This window comes from Paenibacillus sp. AK121 (genome assembly GCF_019042715.1).
GTDB lineage: Bacteria > Bacillota > Bacilli > Paenibacillales > Paenibacillaceae > Paenibacillus > Paenibacillus polymyxa_C.
This window is the reverse complement of sequence record NZ_JAHPJM010000010.1, coordinates 128,467-147,826: the sequence shown is the minus strand read 5'-3', so window position 1 is coordinate 147,826 and position 19,360 is coordinate 128,467. Positions and strand designations below refer to the sequence as shown.

The following is a 19,360-nucleotide window of genomic DNA, read 5'->3' as shown; positions in this document are numbered from 1 at the left end:
TATCCTCCATATTTCAAAGCGTTCTATCACATAAATTCTTCAGGCTAAAGTGGAAACTTCCACGCATGGGTGTGTGCAGTTTCTGATGTGTGTTGCCGATTGGCTTGCTGTTGCAGCCTCCAACGCGCAGCCGCAAGACGTACAGTAGGAACTGCTGGGTCTGAGCAAATGACCCCCGTTAGCTCGTTCTCCCAGATCCAATTCCCATCTAGGAAATGGTGAATTTTATCTATCGCCACCCATATAGGAATCTCAGGCTTTACACGCCGAACAGCTTCCATTATGCGTTTTATCGTATCATTAGCATTCTCATGCCCATCAGCAACAGATGGAATTAACGGATCCCCAGCTCTGATACCAGCAGATGGAGCTGGTAAAACTTCTAAAATGACCGTATCGGCAAAGCGTGCCAAATCTGCGGCTTGAGCCGCCTGCTTGGTCTGTCGTGCGCTCACTTCGGACATGTTATCGGCGTTGTCCGACTTCTCCGACTGTGCGGATTGCTCATCCCCTATTTGACCTGCATTAAGCACCAAACTTGTATCAACCGTCAAAAGTACACCTACCCGATATGGAACGCACCGCAGGCGGCCACATAACGTTTGCTCGGCAACGCCGTCAATCCAGTCTCGGATGGTCTGGAACTGGTTTACGTCAGTAGGATTGCGCACCATAATCTCCAGCCGTGGTTCTCCTCCCTGTCGCATGCTTCGCAACGCTGCACGCAGTAGGGCCTCCAACTGCATATCTTGCAGGCTTCCAATGCCCACTGCATTGTTCTGCTCAGTCAAAGCTATAGTCAACGGCAATCCGTCCAGCAACTCAAACAAGCCTTCGTACTCTGTTTCCAGCAGGCCAATGATTCGTCGGGACAGGTGCTCACACAATCCAGGCAAACCAGATGCTTTATTAAATGTTGTGTACGTCTCGGATGCACGGGAACCGGGGACAAGGATGGGATCGGGCTCCCCGGCAAGGGCATGAATCTTTTGTCCAGACTCTGCCGCGTCCAAATAGGCATAGCATAATTCCCTCACGCGGCCGGATGCCAGTGACAATGGACCATGCAGAAGGCTATAACCGTCAAGATCGCGTATTCCTGTACTTTTACGACTCATACTTGCAGGAGCATCAGCATAAAGCCGTATGGAGGTGTCGCTGTATTCATCGCTCCATTTTAGTAGTGTGTCCATGGCTTGCTCTGTATCATTGCCGTTATTCAGCATCGATTCTCCAAGTAATTCCGGGTTTGTAGCCAGCAATGCCTCCGCTCGACTGATTGCACCCTGCTCGGCTAAACCAACCAGCCAGCCCAATGGATCTTCCTCCTGTGCAGCAGATACTTGATGGCTTCCTGCTCTGAGCGTCTCCATAGCCAATCTCCGTGCAGCAGACTCCTTACCTGGCTCTGGAACGTTGCAATCCCTGCTGTTTATGCCACCCAACAGCTCTGCGAATACATGCATCAGTTTAGCCTCCATGCTATTAATCCATCCTTTCTTTCGTCAGCAAGTTGGCACACACGAATTCGAGTACCCCTCCAAATAAAGAAAACGCTTACTCATTGCTGAGCAACCGAATGTTACGTGGGCCTTACTTATTAAGTCCCTACCTTAAACGTATTAGGCCCTCCCCACATTTATACATCTCTGCACAACTACTATATATGAGAAAAATAGATCTATACTGCGGAAAGCACATGTCTGCACAAAAAAGGCAGCTATAAAGAAACACCCCCTGTTTTCGTAGGATGCCTACATCCAATGTTAACGGGGGGTTCCCTTTTTATTTGTCAATACCAACCTTCAGCACACGCATCACATTTAATACAGCTAGCAGTGTTACACCAACATCGGAAAATACAGCCTCCCACATGGTAGCAATACCAAACGCGCCCAATGAGAGAAATACTACTTTGACACCTAGCGCAAATATAATGTTTTGCCATACGATACGGCGTGTGCGTTGAGCAATATGAATCGCCGTCACCAGCCTTGAAGGCTCGTCGTTCATGATTACGATATCTGCTGCTTCAATTGCAGCGTCTGAGCCCAAACCACCCATCGCTACACCAACATCTGCCAAAGCAAGTACAGGTGTATCATTAATTCCATCGCCTACAAACAAGATTTTATCGCTCGTTCTTTTACTTGCAGACAACTGCTCAATGGCTTCGGCTTTATGCTGAGGCAACAGTTCTGCCCGTACTTCATCCAGGCCTAACTGACGTCCTACAGCTTCGGCAACTGTCCGATTGTCACCTGTTAGCATGATGGTTTTTACCACCCCCAGCTTTTTCAGCGAAGCAATCGTCTTGGCCGCGTCCTCCTTAACCTCATCCGATATTAGAATGCACCCGGCATACGTTCCGTCTACAGCCACATGTACGACCGTTCCTACATCCAGTGGTCCTGCTTGCTGCGCCACATTAAAAGCAATATGCTCCCGCTCCATCAGCTTAGCGTTTCCGGCCAATACCAAGCGCCCATCGATCTGAGCCTGAATCCCGTGACCGGATATTTCGCTATATTGCTGCACTCGCTCCGTTTGAAGTTCATTGCCATAAGCTTCACGCAGAGAAGCTGCGATAGGATGCGTGGAGTGCATCTCAGCCAATGCAGCAGTCTCCAGCAGACTTTCCTTCGTAAAAGCTTCGGCAGGATAAATCCCTGTCACGTGGAAAACACCTTTGGTGAGCGTACCTGTTTTATCAAAAACAGCATATTTCACATGATTCAGGGCTTCAAGATAATTACCGCCCTTGATCAGCACACCTGAACGGGAGGCTGCCCCGATTCCGCCAAAGAAGCCCAGTGGAATGGACACCACCAGCGCACACGGACAAGAAATAACGAGGAAAACAAGCGCACGATATATCCAATCTGCAAACTGTGCACCTGGCACAACAAGCGGAGGAACAACCGCAAGCAATAACGCTACAATAACCACTACAGGAGTATAATATCTGGAAAATTTCGTGATAAACTTTTCAGTCGGCGCTTTTTTGGCACTCGCATTTTGCACCAGTTCCAAAATTTTAGAGACCGCAGATTCACCAAATTCTTTGCTGACCTCTACCGTCAGAAGTCCGTTCGTATTCACAAATCCACTCATCACACTGCTTCCCGGCTCAACGGTACGAGGCACAGATTCACCGGTCAACGCCGAGGTATCGACATGCGACTTGCCTTCTACAACCTTACCGTCCAGCGGGATCTTCTCACCCGGCTTGATCACTATCAAATCTCCAATACGGACCTCTTCTGGAGACACCCTTCGTACGGATTCAGCCGTCTTCAGGTTGGCATAGTCTGGTCTGATATCCATCAGATCGCTGATGGACTTACGTGAACGGTTAACTGCAATGCCTTGGAATAGCTCTCCGATTTGATAAAAGAACATGACAGCTACGCCTTCGGGGTATTCCCCAATAGCAAATGCGCCCACCGTAGCCAGCGTCATCAAGAAATACTCATCAAAGGCCATTCCACGCACCAAGCTGCGTGCAGCCTGCAAGACAACATCACCGCCAACGATGATATATGCCACTAAAAATAGAGCCAGCTTGCCCACACCTTCGACAGGTAACCACCAGGCAACAGCCGCAATAACCGCTCCTATGGACAGACGTGCAATCATGCGGCGCATACCGTCCGTACCATGATCATGCGTATGCCCGGCATGACTATCATCATGCGAATGTGAATGTGAATGAGCATGGGTAGCTTCACCATGATCGTGCACTGCATGGTGATTGTGGTGCATGTGTGCATGATTACCGTGGTCGTGCCCATCGTGTGCGCCATGTGCTTCATGGCTATGACCACCATGACTGTGAGCAGCATGCTTTCCATCATTGTGATTATGTCCTTCACCATCATGCTCATGACCGCATGCGCAATCCTCTGTGCAGCTTGCCTCTACTGCACCAGCGCCACTTCGACTGTCTTCGCGCAAGCGTCCACCCGCACTTTTGGCAACCATCCGAACATGAGGCTCAAGTCTGTGGACCTTCCGTTCCGTTTGGCGAAAAACCTCTTCTTTTTGATCCGAAGTTGTGGTCATCGTCAACGTTTTTGTTACAAAATTGACCGAGCAATCAAGGACCCCTTCTATTTTACTGACTCCATTTTCAATCTTTAGAGCACAGTTGGCGCAATCTAGACCTTCCAAAACCCATTCATGCCGTTCATTTCTTTTTAGAGCATCCATAATAATTGGCCTCCAATTAGCTATATATGAGCAACTGTTCATATATTATTTGTTAAGGTCATTATATTCAGGTTTAGGGGCAAAAGTCAATGATCATAGCCCTTTTTAACGAAAAAAAATCGACTTCAATGGACAAACACCAAAAGAGCGCCAATTGCTTGGCGCCCTGCTGTTGGTTTGTCAAAAATCATTGATGTGATATGTGCTGATGGGTTTGCAAAAAAATCTGCTCCACATGATTATCATCCAGTGAATAAAACACTGTCTTGCCTTCCTTGCGTCGTTTGACAATACGCAGGTTGCGCAAATAACGAAGCTGGTGGGATACTGCAGATTGGCCCATGTTCAACACCTGTGTTAAATCATGAACACACAGTTCCTTTTGAGCCAGGGCATAAATCAGCTTGATCCGTGTCGGGTCACCTAGCGCTTTAAACAGCTCCGACATTTTGTATGCGATGGAATCCTCAACTAGGGAAGATTTTATACGCTCAATTTCCTGATCTGAACCGTGACAAGCCGGCTCACAATCCAAAGCTTCCGTTTCAGAATTCATCCTTTTCACCCCGTGTATTTCGACTTGATGCTCCTATTATAGCAAATTCGTAGAATTTACGAATAGCTTATATTACAGCTTGCCCTGTAACCGAAATTTTCCTAATTCAACGTTTTTAATACTTCATCATTGTAAGGAATTATTTCTTTTATCTGTTGATCACGTAATTTTACTGCAAATGCCGGATCAACCAGCAATGCACGTCCAACTGCAACCAGATCAACTTCCTCTCGTTCTACTAGCTCCACGAGTTGTTCTAATCTGGCCTCTACACTACTCGATTGATCAGTCTGACGATCATTGTTTTTTTCCAAATCACTCAAAAAGGCCTTCTCCAAACCAATTGACCCCACCGTAATCACTGGCTTGCCTGTTATCTTTTGGGTCCATGCTGCCAGGTTTAGATCTGACCCTTCGAATTCTGGCTCCCAGAAACGGCGGCTTGAGCAATGGAATACATCCACCCCAGCTTGTACCAATGGGGCAAGAAACTGTTCAAGTTCCTGTGGTGTCTGTGCCAGCTTTTCTCCATAATGGTACATCTTCCACTGGGAGAATCGCAGTACAATTGGAAAATCCGGGCCTACTGCACGGCGACAAGCCTCAATGACCTCGACCGCAAACCGGGTACGCTGAACCAAATCGCCTCCATATTGATCGGTACGCTTATTGGTTTTGTCCCAGAAAAATTGATCTATTAAATAGCCATGTGCTCCATGAAGCTCAATGCCGTCAAACCCCACCCGCTTGGCATCGGCAGCGGCCTGAGCAAAGGCTGCAATGATATCCGCAATTTCCGCCTCCGTCAATGGCTCAACTACCTTTTCACCTGCGGGGGAAATACCTGAAGGACCGACAGGCAATGCCTCGGGATTCGGTTGGTTATCCGCACCTATTTTCCGGGCTGTACCCACATGCCAGAGCTGCGGTATAATTTTGCCGCCGGCCGCATGAACCTCCTCTACTACCTTGGCCCATCCTTTCAATCCCTCACCATAAAAGTTAGGGATGCCTGTGTGCTCCACAGCGGCGGGATGATTGATAGCTGTTCCCTCTGTAATAATCAATCCAACAGCATTTTCTGTACGGCGACGATAATACGCGGCAACCTCAGGTCCTGGAATACCTTGGGGAGAAAAATTTCGTGTCATGGGAGCCATAACCATCCGATTGGGAAGCGATAAGTTACCTATCTTAAAAGGTTTAAACAATATTTCGGTGTTCATGACGTTTTCCTCACTCTCCATTAGTATTATCTTTTTCACTCTTCTGTTATACAATTCCATTTTACACGCGTGCAAACTTGAGTTCAAGAAGCCACAGTTTAAATTCCAGCAGGTCCTTTACAAAAAAAGAGGAAGCGGCATAGAGCCGCTTCCTCTTATCTAAATTAGTGTGACTTATTAGTGTGCTACCATGTTGTATTCCATAATCCATACAGAACCGCCAACGACAGTCAACAGGATTACAACACCAAAGATCAAAGTCATAACATTCCAACGTGGTCCATTGCTTTCACGGATGTGCATGAAGAAGAAAAGCTGAACCAGAAATTGCAGCACTGCCGCGGCTAAAATAACAACCATGGTCGAAGTGCGGCTCAACATATGATTCATAACCACGAAGAGAGGAATGATGGTCAGTACGATGGACAGAATAAACCCGATAACATAGGATTTCACTGAACCGTGAGAATCATCATGACCATGCGAACCCGCTCCTGATTGATGCTGTGCCATCTACATCACCCCCATCAAATAGACAACTGTCAGCAAGAAGATCCAGACAGCGTCCAAAAAGTGCCAGTACAAGCTCAATGCCGAAACTTTGCCCTTCGTCTCTGGAGTAAGTCCGCGTTTTTTCAACTGGAACATAAGTCCAATCATCCAAACCAGACCTAACGAAACGTGAAGTCCGTGTGTTCCGACCAATGTGAAGAATGCCGACAAGAACGCACTGGTTCCAAAGTTGGCACCTTCATGTACCATCTCAACAAACTCGTAAACTTCAAAACCGATAAAACCAAGACCCAGGATCGCTGTCACGATTAACCAGCTGATTAATCCCTTCATGCTTCCTTTGTTCATAGCCAACACAGCCAGACCACTTGTGAAGCTGCTTGTGAGCAAGAGGAACGTTTCAATAATAACGCCCGTCATGTTAAACAGCTCTGCGCCACCTGGTCCTCCGGCTGTGTTGTTCCGAAGGACAACGAAGGTTGCGAACAAGGTACTGAACAGGATTACGTCCGTTACGAGGAAGATCCAAAAACCAAGCATCTTCAATTCTTGCGGATCGTGATGCCCGTGGTCATGATCATGGCTGTGATGTGCTGCAGCTTGTGCCATTATACAGACCCCCTTATTGCCGCTTCCGTGCGTTTTACTTCATCCGCAGGGATATAGTAGTCGCCATCATAGGAGAAGAACGAACGGCAAATCATACAAATTGCCACGCCGATCAGCCCTGGAATATAGAAGAACGACCATCCAAATACGAACCCGAAACCTGCAATGAAAAAGAATACCGACATAATGAATGGAATCGCCGAGTTTTTCGGCATATGAATCGCTTCAATTGGCGGTTGCTTTCTGAAAATACCTTTTGCACGTTTATCTTTTTCTGCCCACCAGTCATCGCGTTCTTCTACTTGCGGAATGGTAGCAAAATTGTATTCCGGTGCAGGTGAAGGAATGGACCATTCCAACGTGTGACCGCCCCAAGGGTCGCCAGTTGTATCCTTCAGCTTGCGGTAATTTTTGATACCCAGAAGAATTTGAAGAACCTGGAACAAGAAACCAATCCCCATCAGGAATGCCCCAACGGTTGACACCATGTTAAGCGGCTGCCAGCCAGTATCCCAGCCGTAAGTGCTCAGACGACGTGTCATCCCCATCAGACCGAGGGAATATTGCGGAATGAAACATACATAGAAACCGATATTCCAGAACCAGAAAGCCCATTTACCAGGCGTTTCAGGCAATGTGAAACCGAACATCTTAGGCCACCAGTAGTACAGACCTGCCAAGTAACCGAACACTACCCCACCAATCAGAGCGGAGTGAAAGTGAGCGATCAGGAAGTAACTGTTATGGAACTGGAAGTCCGCAGGCGCTACAGACAACATGACGCCCGTCAAACCTGCAATCAGGAAGTTCGGAATAAATGCAATAGACCACATCATCGGAGTTTTAAATTCGAGTTTACCCCGGTACATCGTGAACAGCCAGTTAAATACTTTAACCCCTGTCGGTATTGCGATAACCATCGTCGAAATCGCAAAGAATGCATTAACATCTGCGCCTGATCCCATCGTGAAGAAGTGATGCGCCCACGTGAAGAAGGACAGGATCGCAATAATGAACATTGCGTAAACCATGGATTTGTAACCAAACAATTTCTTTTTGGAGAATACGCTGATAACCTCGGAATAAATACCGAAGGCTGGCAATACTACGATGTATACCTCAGGGTGACCCCACATCCAGATCAAGTTGATATACATCATCGGGTTACCGCCGAAATCAAGGGTAAAGAAGTGCCCTCCTCCGAAGCGGTCAAGGAATAGCAATGCTAAAGTAACCGTCAGAATCGGGAACGCGAAAATGATAATAACACATGATGAAAATACGGACCACGTAAAGACAGGCATTTTCATCCAAGTCATACCAGGTGCGCGCATTTTAATAATGGTAACAATAAAGTTGATCCCTGTAGCCAATGAACCTATACCAGAAATCTGAATACCCCAGATATAGAAGTTCTGACCGACGCCAGGACTAAATTGCAGTTCTGAGAGCGGTGGATAACTCAACCAGCCTGCATCTGGCGAACCGCCGATAACGAAGGACAAGTTGAACAACATCGCACCCATAAAGAAAAGCCAGAAGCTCAATGCGTTCAGGAAAGGAAACGCAACGTCGCGCGCACCAATTTGAAGGGGTACGGCGATGTTAAACAAACCAAACATCAACGGCATTGCCATAAACAAGATCATGATTGTGCCGTGAGTTGTGAAAATCTGGTTGTAATGCTCAGGATGTAGGAGTGTCACATCCGGTGTAGCAAGTTGAATACGCATCAATAATGCATCCACGCCTCCGCGGAATAACATCAAGATGGCCGCAAGAATATACATAATACCGACTTTTTTATGGTCAACCGTAGTCAACCAGTTTTTCCAAAGCCAGCCCCATTTTTTGAAATAAGTGAGCACAAACACGATCCCGATCGTTGCTAATGCGATGGAAACGTCCGCTCCATAGATCATCGGGTCTCCAGTAACGAAGAAAGTGGATGCAAACTCTTTTATTTTGTCAAGCATTGGGGGCCTCCTTCCCTATAATCATTTAATTGTGTCCGCTCATGTCCATTCCAGCATGATCTTCTGTGCCGGAATTGGATGAATCTTCTGTGGATGTAGCTCCGCCATGTCCAGCATGGGGGTTAGGAGCACCTTCCACTACATACTTGTTAACAATCTCTTTGAACAAGCCGTCTGGAATCGAAGAATATTCATCAGGCTGGGACAAACCTGGTTTTGCAAGCGCCAAATAGCCGTCTTTCGTCAGCGGCTTAGACTGCTTCTTGATGTCAGCGACCCAGTTTTTATACTCTTCATCCGACTGGACTTCTACATCAAAACGCATTTGTCCAAAATGCTCACCGCTAAAGTTTGCACCCGAGCCAAAGTAAGTTCCTTCGTGATCGGCCTGCAAATGCAGTTTCATGGCCATGCCTGACATAGTGTAGATTTGACCGCCCAATTGCGGAATCCAGAACGAGTTCATCGGGGCGTCAGCAGTCAGTTCAAAACGGACTGGAACACCTTTAGGAATGTGAACTTGGTTAACTGTAGCTATACCTTCCTCTGGGTACATGAAGAGCCATTTCCAGTCCAGTGAAGTTACTTGAATTGTTACTGGCTTTTGCTCACTTGCCAACGGCTTGGAAGGCTCCAGCAAGTAGGTATATCTCGCAGTGATGACCGCAATAATAAGGATAACGATAATCGGAATAGCCCACCATGTGGTTTCCAGCTTTTTGCTGTCATCCCAGTGAGGTTGATACTTCACCTTGTTTGTTGGGGTATCGCGATACCGCCAAACGATGAAGAAGGTCAAAATCATAACCGGTACAATTATAAGCGCAGACAATGCAGTTGTAAGAATGATCAGCTCTTTTTGTGCTTGCCCAATTGGTCCTTTCGGATCGAAAACAACGTATTTTCCGCCAGCATAAAAACACGTCCAGATGAGCAATGCTACCGTGAGCACGGTCAAAACCAACGCAATAATCGCTTTTGGTTTTTTGTTCATGTTGTTCCCCTCTCCTTAAAATAGTAAATTACTCAAAACTTAACGAACTCCTGTAATCTTGCCCTTATATAAGATAGCAGAAAAGCGGCCACTTTTTTTATTGTTAACAGAATTGTCGATTATTTGTCCGATTTTTGTGAAAAACCTCTCTAAAAATAAAATTTCTCTTGCAAATTCAAAATTTCTTTTTAATTCAAAAATGACATATAAAAACGTTAATTATGCATCTTGAAGTATCTTAAAAAAGCTATACTAAAGCAAAAATCGGGACTCCTTACAGTTATCATGCTACACTGCTCGAAGCCCCGCGCTGTTGTTTTCATTATCAGTTTTACATCATTTTTTCAATTGTATTAACGATGCCCGTTCTCTTGGTCTTCCTTCTTACGGGCAATGACAAATGATTTCCCGATTAGAAAAATGAAAATTCCGGCAGCAAAGGCGCCAATGCCTGTCATTAAATAGATATTACGATCGGTTAAATTCCCTATATCAAGCAAAATAAGAATAATACCTACAATGCAAGCGATCAAAGAAATAACAGATACCGTGCGGCTCATTTGGTTATCACTTGATCCTGATTTTCTAAAATTCGAAGCCATACCCTCCACTCCCTCTAGTTTAAAATAGTTTAAAAAGTGCCCCTCGCCAGGTATTTTTTTCAGTATGCACATTTTTTATTTTATTATTCCTGCCGGTCTCTACATACTAGAACCATCTGTAATTCATCTTGGCTATTATTACCCCAGAGGACCTCCTATTTAAACAAAAGGGAGCAGAAACAAGGCCTATATCTGCTTGATTTTCATAACATTTCTCTTGATTTAACGTCTAGTCTCCAGCCAGTTATTACTTACTACATTTCGATACCAATAGTAACTTTCCTTGGGGGTGCGGACCTGTGTGCGAAAATCGACATGAATCATGCCAAATCTCATATTATATCCCTCTGCCCACTCAAAATTGTCCATAAGTGACCAGGCCATATACCCTTTAACATGAAGGCCGTCATGAATCGCCCGGTGTACCTGTACCAAATGCTGCTGCATGTACGAAATTCGACGGTCATCCTGCACCTTTCCGTTTACGACTTCATCATTGATACAAGCCCCGTTCTCTGTGATGTATATATCGATGTTACCGTATTTTTGCAAATAATGTAGTACCTCATACAGCCCACGTGACTCCACCGGCCAGCCGATATCTGTTACAGGTAGTCCCATATTGATTTCTTCGGATTGAAGAAATCCTGCTTCCGGATTAAAGCGATTAACCGACATACTATAATAATTGATACCGATCATATCAATAGGTTCACCGATAATGTCCATATCTCCATCTTGTATAGGTACGGTGGCTCCCTGCTCCGCAAACCAGTCTACCAAAAACTGAGGATACGAGCCTTGATAAATAGGCTGGAGAAACCAGTCACTATGCAGAGAAATCGTGCGCGCACAAGCCGCTTTATCTTCCTCAGAGGTGCTGTAAGGAACAGCCCAGGAGACATTGGGAGCGATACCGATCTGGCCACTGGTGCCTAGCTCGCGGAATCGGCGTACAGATAGGCCATGCGCGACCAGCAGATGATGTCCTACATCAATCGCTGTCTGGAGATTCGTCAGACCCGGAGCATGAACTCCTAACATATTGGATAAAAAGGCGATGCACCAAGGTTCATTGAATGTGAGCCAATGGTGTATCTTACCGTGAAACTCGCGGAACATCGTTTCTGCAAACTGGACAAATGCCTGAATTGTACGACGATTTCCCCATCCTCCCGCATCCTGTAGCGCCTGTGGCAGATCCCAGTGATACAGTGTACAAAACGGTTCAATCCCGTTGTCGTTCAACAAATCAACAACGCGATGATAATAGTTCAATCCTTCTTGATTGACTTCACCGTCACCATTCGGGAATATACGCGGCCAGGACACCGAGAACCGATATGTACGAATGCCCAGTTCCTTCATGAGACGGATATCTTCTTCGTAACGATGATAGCTATCACAAGCTACATTGCCGTTATCCCCGTTAAACACTTTACCAGGCGTATGGGCAAAAGTATCCCAGATCGACAACCCTCTCCCATCCTCCTGATAAGCCCCCTCGATTTGGTAGGCGGCTGTTGCGGTACCCCACATAAAGTCCTGCGGAAATTGAAAAATAGTCATTGTGTCTCTCCCTCTCCCTCAATTATAATTGTATATTCATTCGTTTTTTCCTGCTTTTTGGTAAAAATCCATGACAAAATAAATCCTCCGTACTTGGAATCAGGCTGAGCCTGACGAGCATCTGCGCTAAACGGGTGTGCACTGCGAATCGTGCAGCTTCCCGTCTGGACAGATGCGGTAAGCTCCGCACGGACGAGCCGCGAACCGGACCACTCCATGGTGACCGTAATCCCGCCACGCCCTTTCAAGCCGCTGACCCTTCCCTCCCGCCATGCCGATGGCAGGGCAGGCAATAGCGTCAGCTCACCCGGGCGGCTTTGCAGCAGCATTTCTGCGATGCCTGCCGTCGCACCAAAGTTACCGTCGATCTGAAAAGGCGGGTGAGCGTCAAATAAATTAGGGTAGGTCGATCGCGACAGCAACGTGCGAACATACCGATGCGCAGTGTCGCCATCTTCCAGCCGGGCGTACAGGTTAATCAACCAGGCACAGCTCCACCCGGTATGCCCGCCACCATGATCGAGCCGGCGGCGTAACGATATGCGGGCCGCCTCAGCCAGCTCCGGAGTATCGCGGATATGGATCTGTCGGCCGGGATAAACCCCATAAAGATGCGAAACATGTCGATGCCCAGGCTCCGCTTCCTCAAAATCGACCAACCATTCTTGTAACTGACCGTGACGGCCGATTTGATAGGGGACCAATCGTTCCCGTGTCTCTTCGCAGCGCTTGCGGAATTCATCGTCTAATTCCAGCAGGTCTGCGGCTTGAATACAGTTGCTTAATAGCTCCCGAATCAGCGTCATGTCCATCGTGGAGCCCATGGATATACTGCCATCCTCGCCTTCGGGCGTGATGAATTTATTTTCAGGTGATGTGGATGGAGACGTTACGAGCCGACCAGCCGGGCCCTCCACGAGCCAGTCCAGGCAAAAGGCTGCCGCCCCCTTCATAAGCGGATAAGCCTGTTCTGCCAAATAGGTTGTATCCAAGGTGAACAGATAACGTTCCCATAGGTGAGCAGTCAGCCATACACCCCCAAGCGGCCAAAATGCCCAACTGGCATGGCCACCTGACGGTCCGGCGTTTCTCCACACATCTATATTGTGGTGTGCTGTCCATCCTTGAGCTCCATAATTGATGGAAGCAACCCTGCGCCCCGTACGGCTGACTTCTCCAATCATGTGCAGTAATGGCTCATGGCACTCGGCAAGATTACACACCTCTGCGGGCCAATAGTTCATCTGTGTATTAATATTGGTTGTATAGTTACTGTTCCAAGGCGGCTGTACCCGGTCATTCCAGATGCCCTGCAGATTGGCGGGCTGACTGCCCGGACGCGAACTGCCCATAAGCAAATAGCGTCCATACTGAAATAACAGCACTTCCAGCCCAAGGTCTGCCTGACCTTTCTGGTAACGTTCTAATCGCAGATCGGTCGGCAGAGCGGACTCGTCAGCTAGTGTGTCACCTCCCAGTTCCAATGCAACACGGTCAAACAGCTTCCGGTGATCCTGCTCATGGCGTTGCCGCACCTGCTCACTTCCCAGCGAAATCGCTCCGTCTAGAGTGACTTTGCATGCTTCTACTGACTCCGTTGCATCACTATTCGGCATAGCCTGGAATCCCCGAAATCCGGTAGCTGCTGCCAAATATACCGTGATTTTATCCGCGTCCGAGATGATCAATGCTCCGTCATCTCCAGTCGTCAAGGTTCCTCCCTCGGGAATAACCCTCGCCTGAACTGCAAAAGCCATACCCAAATCATTTTCGTAAACGACAGACTGTGGATGATCGCCGTGATAATTAGATTCCACATGACTGGGCGCTCGTCCAGTCAACGTAATAAAGTCCCTGGTCGGTTCCTCGGATGGATCGTCATCGCTAGCCCATTTGGAGGAATTCTCAAGTGTATCCTCTCCAACTTCATCCTCACAATGATGGGGGGTAGTGATGCGCACAGATGCATGGATTTTTCCGACCTTACTCGCAGTCAGTGACACCATAATGACTCCATCGGGTGCACTGGCGATAACTTCACGAGTATAGCGGACTCCATCACTCTGAAAAGTGACCGTTGCCGTTCCGGTCTGCATATCCAGTTCCCGTTCATAATGCGCAATCTCCCCTAGGTTCTCCTGCGTAATCCACAAATCTCCCAAAGGCTGGTAGGCTTCTGTATCGCGGCCCAGCATGTTTGAAGTAATTAGTTGTTCGGCTTCTTTGTATTTTCCATCTGCAATCAGCTTTCTGGCAGGCTCTAAATATCGCAATGCATCATACTGAACGCCATCCCTGGGGAATCCGGACCAGAGCGTATCCTCGTTTAATTGCAAATGCTCCTCCCTGATTCCGCCAAATACCATAGCTCCCAGCCGTCCATTACCGACTGGCAATGCTTCCTCCCATACCTCAGCAGGCTGGCGATACCATAACCGCAGGGACTGTGGCCTTTCGCTTTTCGTCACGTCAAACCCTCCCTCATCAGGGTCAGACAAAGCGCTGCTCCCGTGTTGCCCATGGCGCATGCGCTCTGTCACTCCGAGATTTCAAAGTTTGGATAAATGGACTTGCTATTTAGACGCTTTCCCACTCCATAACTCCACTCTGTCCTTCACCAGTTGCGTATATTGCTGTTCCATTTGGACAGCTCCGGCGGCATCCAGTTCTTTAATCATGTTGTCGTATATCGTATCAAAATTGGAAGCTGGTGCTAATATCGCTTCCGGTATCCGTTTGCGGATAATGTCTGTCGTTTTTTTGAATGTAACGTTATAGTTGGATTCATTGTCTGTCGTTATGTTATAGGCCGCGCCCCAAGGCTTCACATCAAATTCTTCTTTGTCTGGAAACAGTTCCTTCCACGTTTTTACGCCATACGCTTTAAGTGATTCTTTCTCCGGCTTCGAATAAGCTGCGATAATTTGTTCCGGGAATTTGGCAGTGTAGTAGTTCCCCGTAGGGTCTTTCACTCCGTCACCATAGTGTCCGCTCATTAATGTGTACAAGTCTATTCCAGTGGATTTATTGAAACTGGTTGTATTGTTCGTTTTTTGATCCAATACATCGGCAGGAATGACGCGTTTGCCATCTTTGATTTCATAGTGCTTACCTTCGATTCCCCAGTTCACAAGCACCTGTCCTTCATCAGAAGCTAAATAATCCAGGAATTTAATAGCCCGCACCGGGTCCTTGCAACTTTCCGTAATTCCTACACCATAACCGGACGCAAAGCCTGTATCCTGAAAGGAACGATCCTTATATTCCTCCGAAAGTGTAACTGGAAAATGTGCATAGCTGGCATCAGACTTACCTGACGCTTTTAATGCATTTTCGGCATCCTGATAACCCCACTCCTGGTCGATCAGACCCAAGACACGGCCGCTGGCAATTTTGGATTTGTATTGGTCACTTTTTTGTACAAACGAATCTTTATCGAGCAGCCCTTCATTGTACATGTGGTTCAACCAACGGAAATATTCCTTTTCTTCCGGACGTTTATAATGAAGCTTGGCTTCAAATGTTTTGGGATCAATAAAATATTCACCATCATCTGGTGCTCCAGTCGTCTGGAAGGCAGGGTTCGTTACGGTAATCATAATTCTCCAGTCGTCCGCATCCAGCGTGAGAGGGATCGTTTTTTTGCCATTGATCGTCGGATGCTTGGCGGCGTAGGTTTTGAGTACGTTTTCAAAATCCTGTAAGGTTCTTACCTTGGGATATCCCAGCTCCTTAAGCACCTTATGCTGAATTTCAAATCCTCCCGTCGCATCAAAACTCTCCTGTCCAACACCTGCATACGTAGGAATAACATAGATAGCTTGATCTTTATTGCTGTATTTCAGCCGATCCATATAGGGACCGTAGAGCTTTTTGAGGTTAGGCGCGTGATCGTTAATCAGATCGGTCAGATCAATCATGGCCCCCGCATCCACAAGCTTGTTAATATTTGCTTTAGGAGAGACCAGGTCTGGGTATTCTCCACTTGCTGCCATCAAAGCAATTCGGTCATCTCCACCTCCGCCGCTGACATCAAATTCCGCATTCAAGGTTACACCTGTTTTCTTGGTGATTTCCTTGCCTATTTCATCTTTCATTCCATTCCATTGCGGGCTTGTATCTGCTCCGAAGAAGCTAAACGTAATCGGATCTGTGCCGCTGGATGAGCCTTCCTTTGCTGCTTTATCGCTTCCACCGCAACCTGCGAGTGCTGCAAGAGATACGGCGAGCAAGGGAATCAATGCAAATCTGGACCAGTGTTTTTTCATGTTCAAGACCTCCTGCATTTGTAGGATTTTACCGTTGTGAATGGACTGTAACGATTTGATTGTTATGATTTAACAGCTCCCAGTGTCATACCGCCTACAAAATACTTTTGTAGGAATGGATATACGAGCAAAATAGGAAGCGTGACGGTAATCGTGATTGCCATTTTAATCGACTCTGGCGAAATTTGAGCCATTTGCTTAGCCATATCGTTGTTATTCGCCATATTGGCGCCGCCTTGCTGCGTACTTTGCAGTATCTTCATCAGCTCAAATTGCAGCGTTGTCCATTGTGCGGCGGTTCCGTTGTACAAGTACGTATCAAACCATGCGTTCCATTGATTTACCGCTAAAAAAAGAGCAATTGTCGCCAGTACAGGCTTGCACAGCGGTAGAATAACCTTCCAATATATTGTAAAGTCATTTGCTCCATCCAGCTTTGCAGACTCCTGTAACGCATATGGCAAACCATCCATAAAGGAACGAATGACAAAAACGTTAAATGCGCTGATCAGCCCCGGAAAAATATACACCCAGAACGAGCCCAGCAAATGCAAATCACGCATCAAAATAAACACAGGCACCATCCCGCCGGAAAAATACATCGTCAGCGCCAGAAACGTGGATATGAACTTGCGCGCGCGGAAATCGACCCGACTCAGCGTAAATGCAAGCATAGAAGCACAGATGAGTCCCAGCAGCGTTCCAACCACTGTACGTAAAATGGATACCTGCAGACCCCGAAGCAGGCCATCGTATTGGAAAATCGTTTTGTAATTTTCAAGTGTAAACTGGCGCGGCCATATATAAATACCGCCACGCACCGTATCCGTCGAATTGTTCAGGGAAATTGCCAGTACGTTCAGAAACGGGTACAGCGTCAACACCACGATCAGAGCCATGAGAACATAGTTGAACAAGTCAAACAGCTTTTCTGACCGTGTAGCGTTAAATGCCTTATTCGTCATTTCGCTTCTCCCTCCCTACATGATGCTTTCTTTGGTCAGTTTTTTGAATATACCGTTCGCTGTAAACAACAATAGAATGCTAACCATTGAGTTGAAAATGCCTATTGCCGTCCCGTAAGAGAAGCGGCCCAAATTAATCCCGTAATTCAGTGCATACAAATCCAGCACTTCCGAATAATCCGTTACGAGACTGTTGCCAAGTAAGAACTGCTTTTCAAAACCATTGCTGACCAGATGCCCAATCGCCATAATAAACAGAATGGCGATAGTCGAGCGGATACCCGGCAGTGTAATATGCCACATCTGTCTCCAGCGACTGGCCCCATCCACACGCGAAGCTTCATACTGTTCCTGGTCAATTCCTGTGATGGCGGCTAAATAAATAATCGTATTCCAACCCGTCTCTTTCCATATGTCGGAAGCGGTTACAATGTACCAAAACCAACTCCCCTTGGCCATGAACTGAATCGGTTCATCCACAATATGAAGCGCTACCAATATATCGTTAACAATCCCTCCGTCAATGGACAGCATTTTCGTCACCAATCCGGCCACAACTACCCATGATACAAAATGCGGGAGGTAGGATACTGTCTGCACAACTCGCTTGAACAGCATACCACGCAACTCATTTAACAGAATTGCAAAAAAGATAGGTACAACAAAACCAAAAACAATACCCATCAGGCTCATCGCCAGCGTATTGCGTAATACCAGATAAAAACGTTCATCCTGAAAAAGCTCAATAAAGTTGTCCAACCCTACCCACTTTTGATCCCAAAACGATTTGGCTGGTTTATAATTTTGAAACGCCATTGTCCAGCCCCATAGTGGAAAATAACTGAAAACAAACACCCATATGACGAAAGGAATGGACATAAAGTAAAGATACTTTTGCTGTTTCACGCTGTTCCACAGGCCTTTTTCACCGCGTTCGGGCTTCGATCCGCGAGCCTTACGCGGTCTTCCCCGATTGGATTCAGGAATCGCAGTATCAGCGCTGGAAGCGGTTTCAGTTGAAGATCCCATAACAAGCTCCTCCTCATCTCTAGATACTATTATCATACTTTGCTGGCTCAGAAGCGGGTACCCGACGAATTAGGAGAAAAATCAGTTCAAAATTAGATATATGGGGAGTGGATTAAGATTTACATTGAAGCCACTACGCATGCGGATGGTGTTTCCCATCGCTGTTGCTTGTCCAGCACCATTCCGCCTGCTCCGTTCTCATGTAAATTCCCTGAGAGAAGAAAAAACAAAAGATCAGCTAATGTAAGCTGATCAGAGGTAAAGGATAGTGCATATTGCACCACAGCTGGATGATGATATATATACACATACTGTCCCAATTCACCTAGTTAAAAGAAAAAAAGCTTTCTGGCATCAATGTGCCAGAAAGCTTTTTTTGATTTATTTTACTGTGATCGTCCCGTAGTACATGTACATGCCACAATTATACTCATATATGCCCGGTTTCAAGTCCTGGACGGTAAAATAATTATTCTCGTGATCCAGGTAAACGTCCATTCCGATCTTCAACGACTGTACTTCATCAATGCAAGTAAAAGACGTCATTTTCTTGAAATTGATCTTGGTTGGAACGCCGGCTTTCACTTCAATATTTTTAGGATAGAAACCGTCCCCTTTTACACCTACTGTCACAATCTCGTATTTGGCTTCATCTGGTTCTTCCTGAGCTTGTTTAGGTTGAACGGCCGGAAACGACGACACGCTCCCCTGAAAATAAAACAAGACAAACCCGCCCATGATCAGGGCTACAAAACCAATCAGCATTAAATGCCAATGTTTAGAGATGAGTGTTTTCATTTTTTCAGCCCCCTCCAGTTGAATGTCTACAAGAGCATGTGAC

General features: G+C 46.7%; 15 protein-coding genes. All 15 read right to left on the bottom strand.

All coding sequences use genetic code 11. The features are described 5' to 3' along the window. Window positions 1–44 precede the first annotated feature (44 nt). Complete coding sequence (locus KSP24_RS17940; RefSeq protein WP_064963568.1) at window positions 45–1,481, bottom strand: hypothetical protein; 1,437 nt, start codon at window positions 1,479–1,481, stop codon at window positions 45–47. 304 nt (window positions 1,482–1,785) lie between these two features. Further along, window positions 1,786–4,212 (bottom strand): heavy metal translocating P-type ATPase, encoded by a 2,427-nt coding sequence (locus tag KSP24_RS17935; RefSeq protein ID WP_216976113.1) that lies wholly within the window; start codon window positions 4,210–4,212, stop codon window positions 1,786–1,788. Between the two features lie 187 nt (window positions 4,213–4,399). Further along, complete coding sequence (locus KSP24_RS17930) at window positions 4,400–4,768, bottom strand: ArsR/SmtB family transcription factor (protein WP_007432172.1); 369 nt, start codon at window positions 4,766–4,768, stop codon at window positions 4,400–4,402. 101 nt (window positions 4,769–4,869) lie between these two features. Beyond that, window positions 4,870–5,994, bottom strand: coding sequence for an NADH:flavin oxidoreductase (locus KSP24_RS17925; protein WP_216976111.1), 1,125 nt, complete (start codon window positions 5,992–5,994; stop codon window positions 4,870–4,872). A 177-nt stretch (window positions 5,995–6,171) separates the two neighbouring features. After that, the gene (gene cyoD, locus KSP24_RS17920) at window positions 6,172–6,507 is read right to left on the bottom strand and encodes a cytochrome o ubiquinol oxidase subunit IV (RefSeq protein WP_013373103.1); all 336 of its coding nucleotides are present in this window, start codon (window positions 6,505–6,507) and stop codon (window positions 6,172–6,174) included. Next, window positions 6,508–7,116: a cytochrome o ubiquinol oxidase subunit III gene (gene cyoC, locus KSP24_RS17915; protein ID WP_013373104.1), complete on the bottom strand. Its 609-nt coding sequence runs from the start codon at window positions 7,114–7,116 to the stop codon at window positions 6,508–6,510. Further along, window positions 7,116–9,092, bottom strand: coding sequence for a cbb3-type cytochrome c oxidase subunit I (locus KSP24_RS17910; RefSeq protein ID WP_013373105.1), 1,977 nt, complete (start codon window positions 9,090–9,092; stop codon window positions 7,116–7,118). Before KSP24_RS17910 ends, cyoC begins: the two co-directional genes overlap by 1 nt. 25 nt (window positions 9,093–9,117) lie before the next feature. Next, on the bottom strand, window positions 9,118–10,086 hold the full coding sequence (gene cyoA / locus KSP24_RS17905) for a ubiquinol oxidase subunit II (protein ID WP_064963572.1): 969 nt from the start codon (window positions 10,084–10,086) through the stop codon (window positions 9,118–9,120). Window positions 10,087–10,439: 353 nt separating this feature from the next. After that, complete coding sequence (locus tag KSP24_RS17900; protein WP_013373107.1) at window positions 10,440–10,688, bottom strand: hypothetical protein; 249 nt, start codon at window positions 10,686–10,688, stop codon at window positions 10,440–10,442. Window positions 10,689–10,910: 222 nt separating this feature from the next. After that, window positions 10,911–12,257: a GH1 family beta-glucosidase gene (locus tag KSP24_RS17895; RefSeq protein ID WP_058831074.1), complete on the bottom strand. Its 1,347-nt coding sequence runs from the start codon at window positions 12,255–12,257 to the stop codon at window positions 10,911–10,913. Further along, entirely contained in the window at window positions 12,254–14,725 is a 2,472-nt protein-coding gene (locus KSP24_RS17890; RefSeq protein ID WP_216976109.1) for a glycoside hydrolase family 95 protein, read from the bottom strand. Before KSP24_RS17890 ends, KSP24_RS17895 begins: the two co-directional genes overlap by 4 nt. Before the next feature lie 105 nt (window positions 14,726–14,830). Beyond that, on the bottom strand, window positions 14,831–16,525 hold the full coding sequence (locus KSP24_RS17885; protein ID WP_216976107.1) for an ABC transporter substrate-binding protein: 1,695 nt from the start codon (window positions 16,523–16,525) through the stop codon (window positions 14,831–14,833). A 62-nt stretch (window positions 16,526–16,587) separates the two neighbouring features. After that, a complete protein-coding gene (locus KSP24_RS17880; protein ID WP_040102855.1) occupies window positions 16,588–17,490 on the bottom strand; it encodes a carbohydrate ABC transporter permease in 903 nt (300 codons plus the stop codon). Window positions 17,491–17,505: 15 nt separating this feature from the next. Beyond that, complete coding sequence (locus KSP24_RS17875; RefSeq protein ID WP_058711493.1) at window positions 17,506–18,519, bottom strand: ABC transporter permease; 1,014 nt, start codon at window positions 18,517–18,519, stop codon at window positions 17,506–17,508. A gap of 381 nt (window positions 18,520–18,900) precedes the next feature. Next, on the bottom strand, window positions 18,901–19,317 hold the full coding sequence (locus KSP24_RS17870) for a cupredoxin domain-containing protein (RefSeq protein ID WP_013373114.1): 417 nt from the start codon (window positions 19,315–19,317) through the stop codon (window positions 18,901–18,903). Window positions 19,318–19,360: the final 43 nt, after the last annotated feature.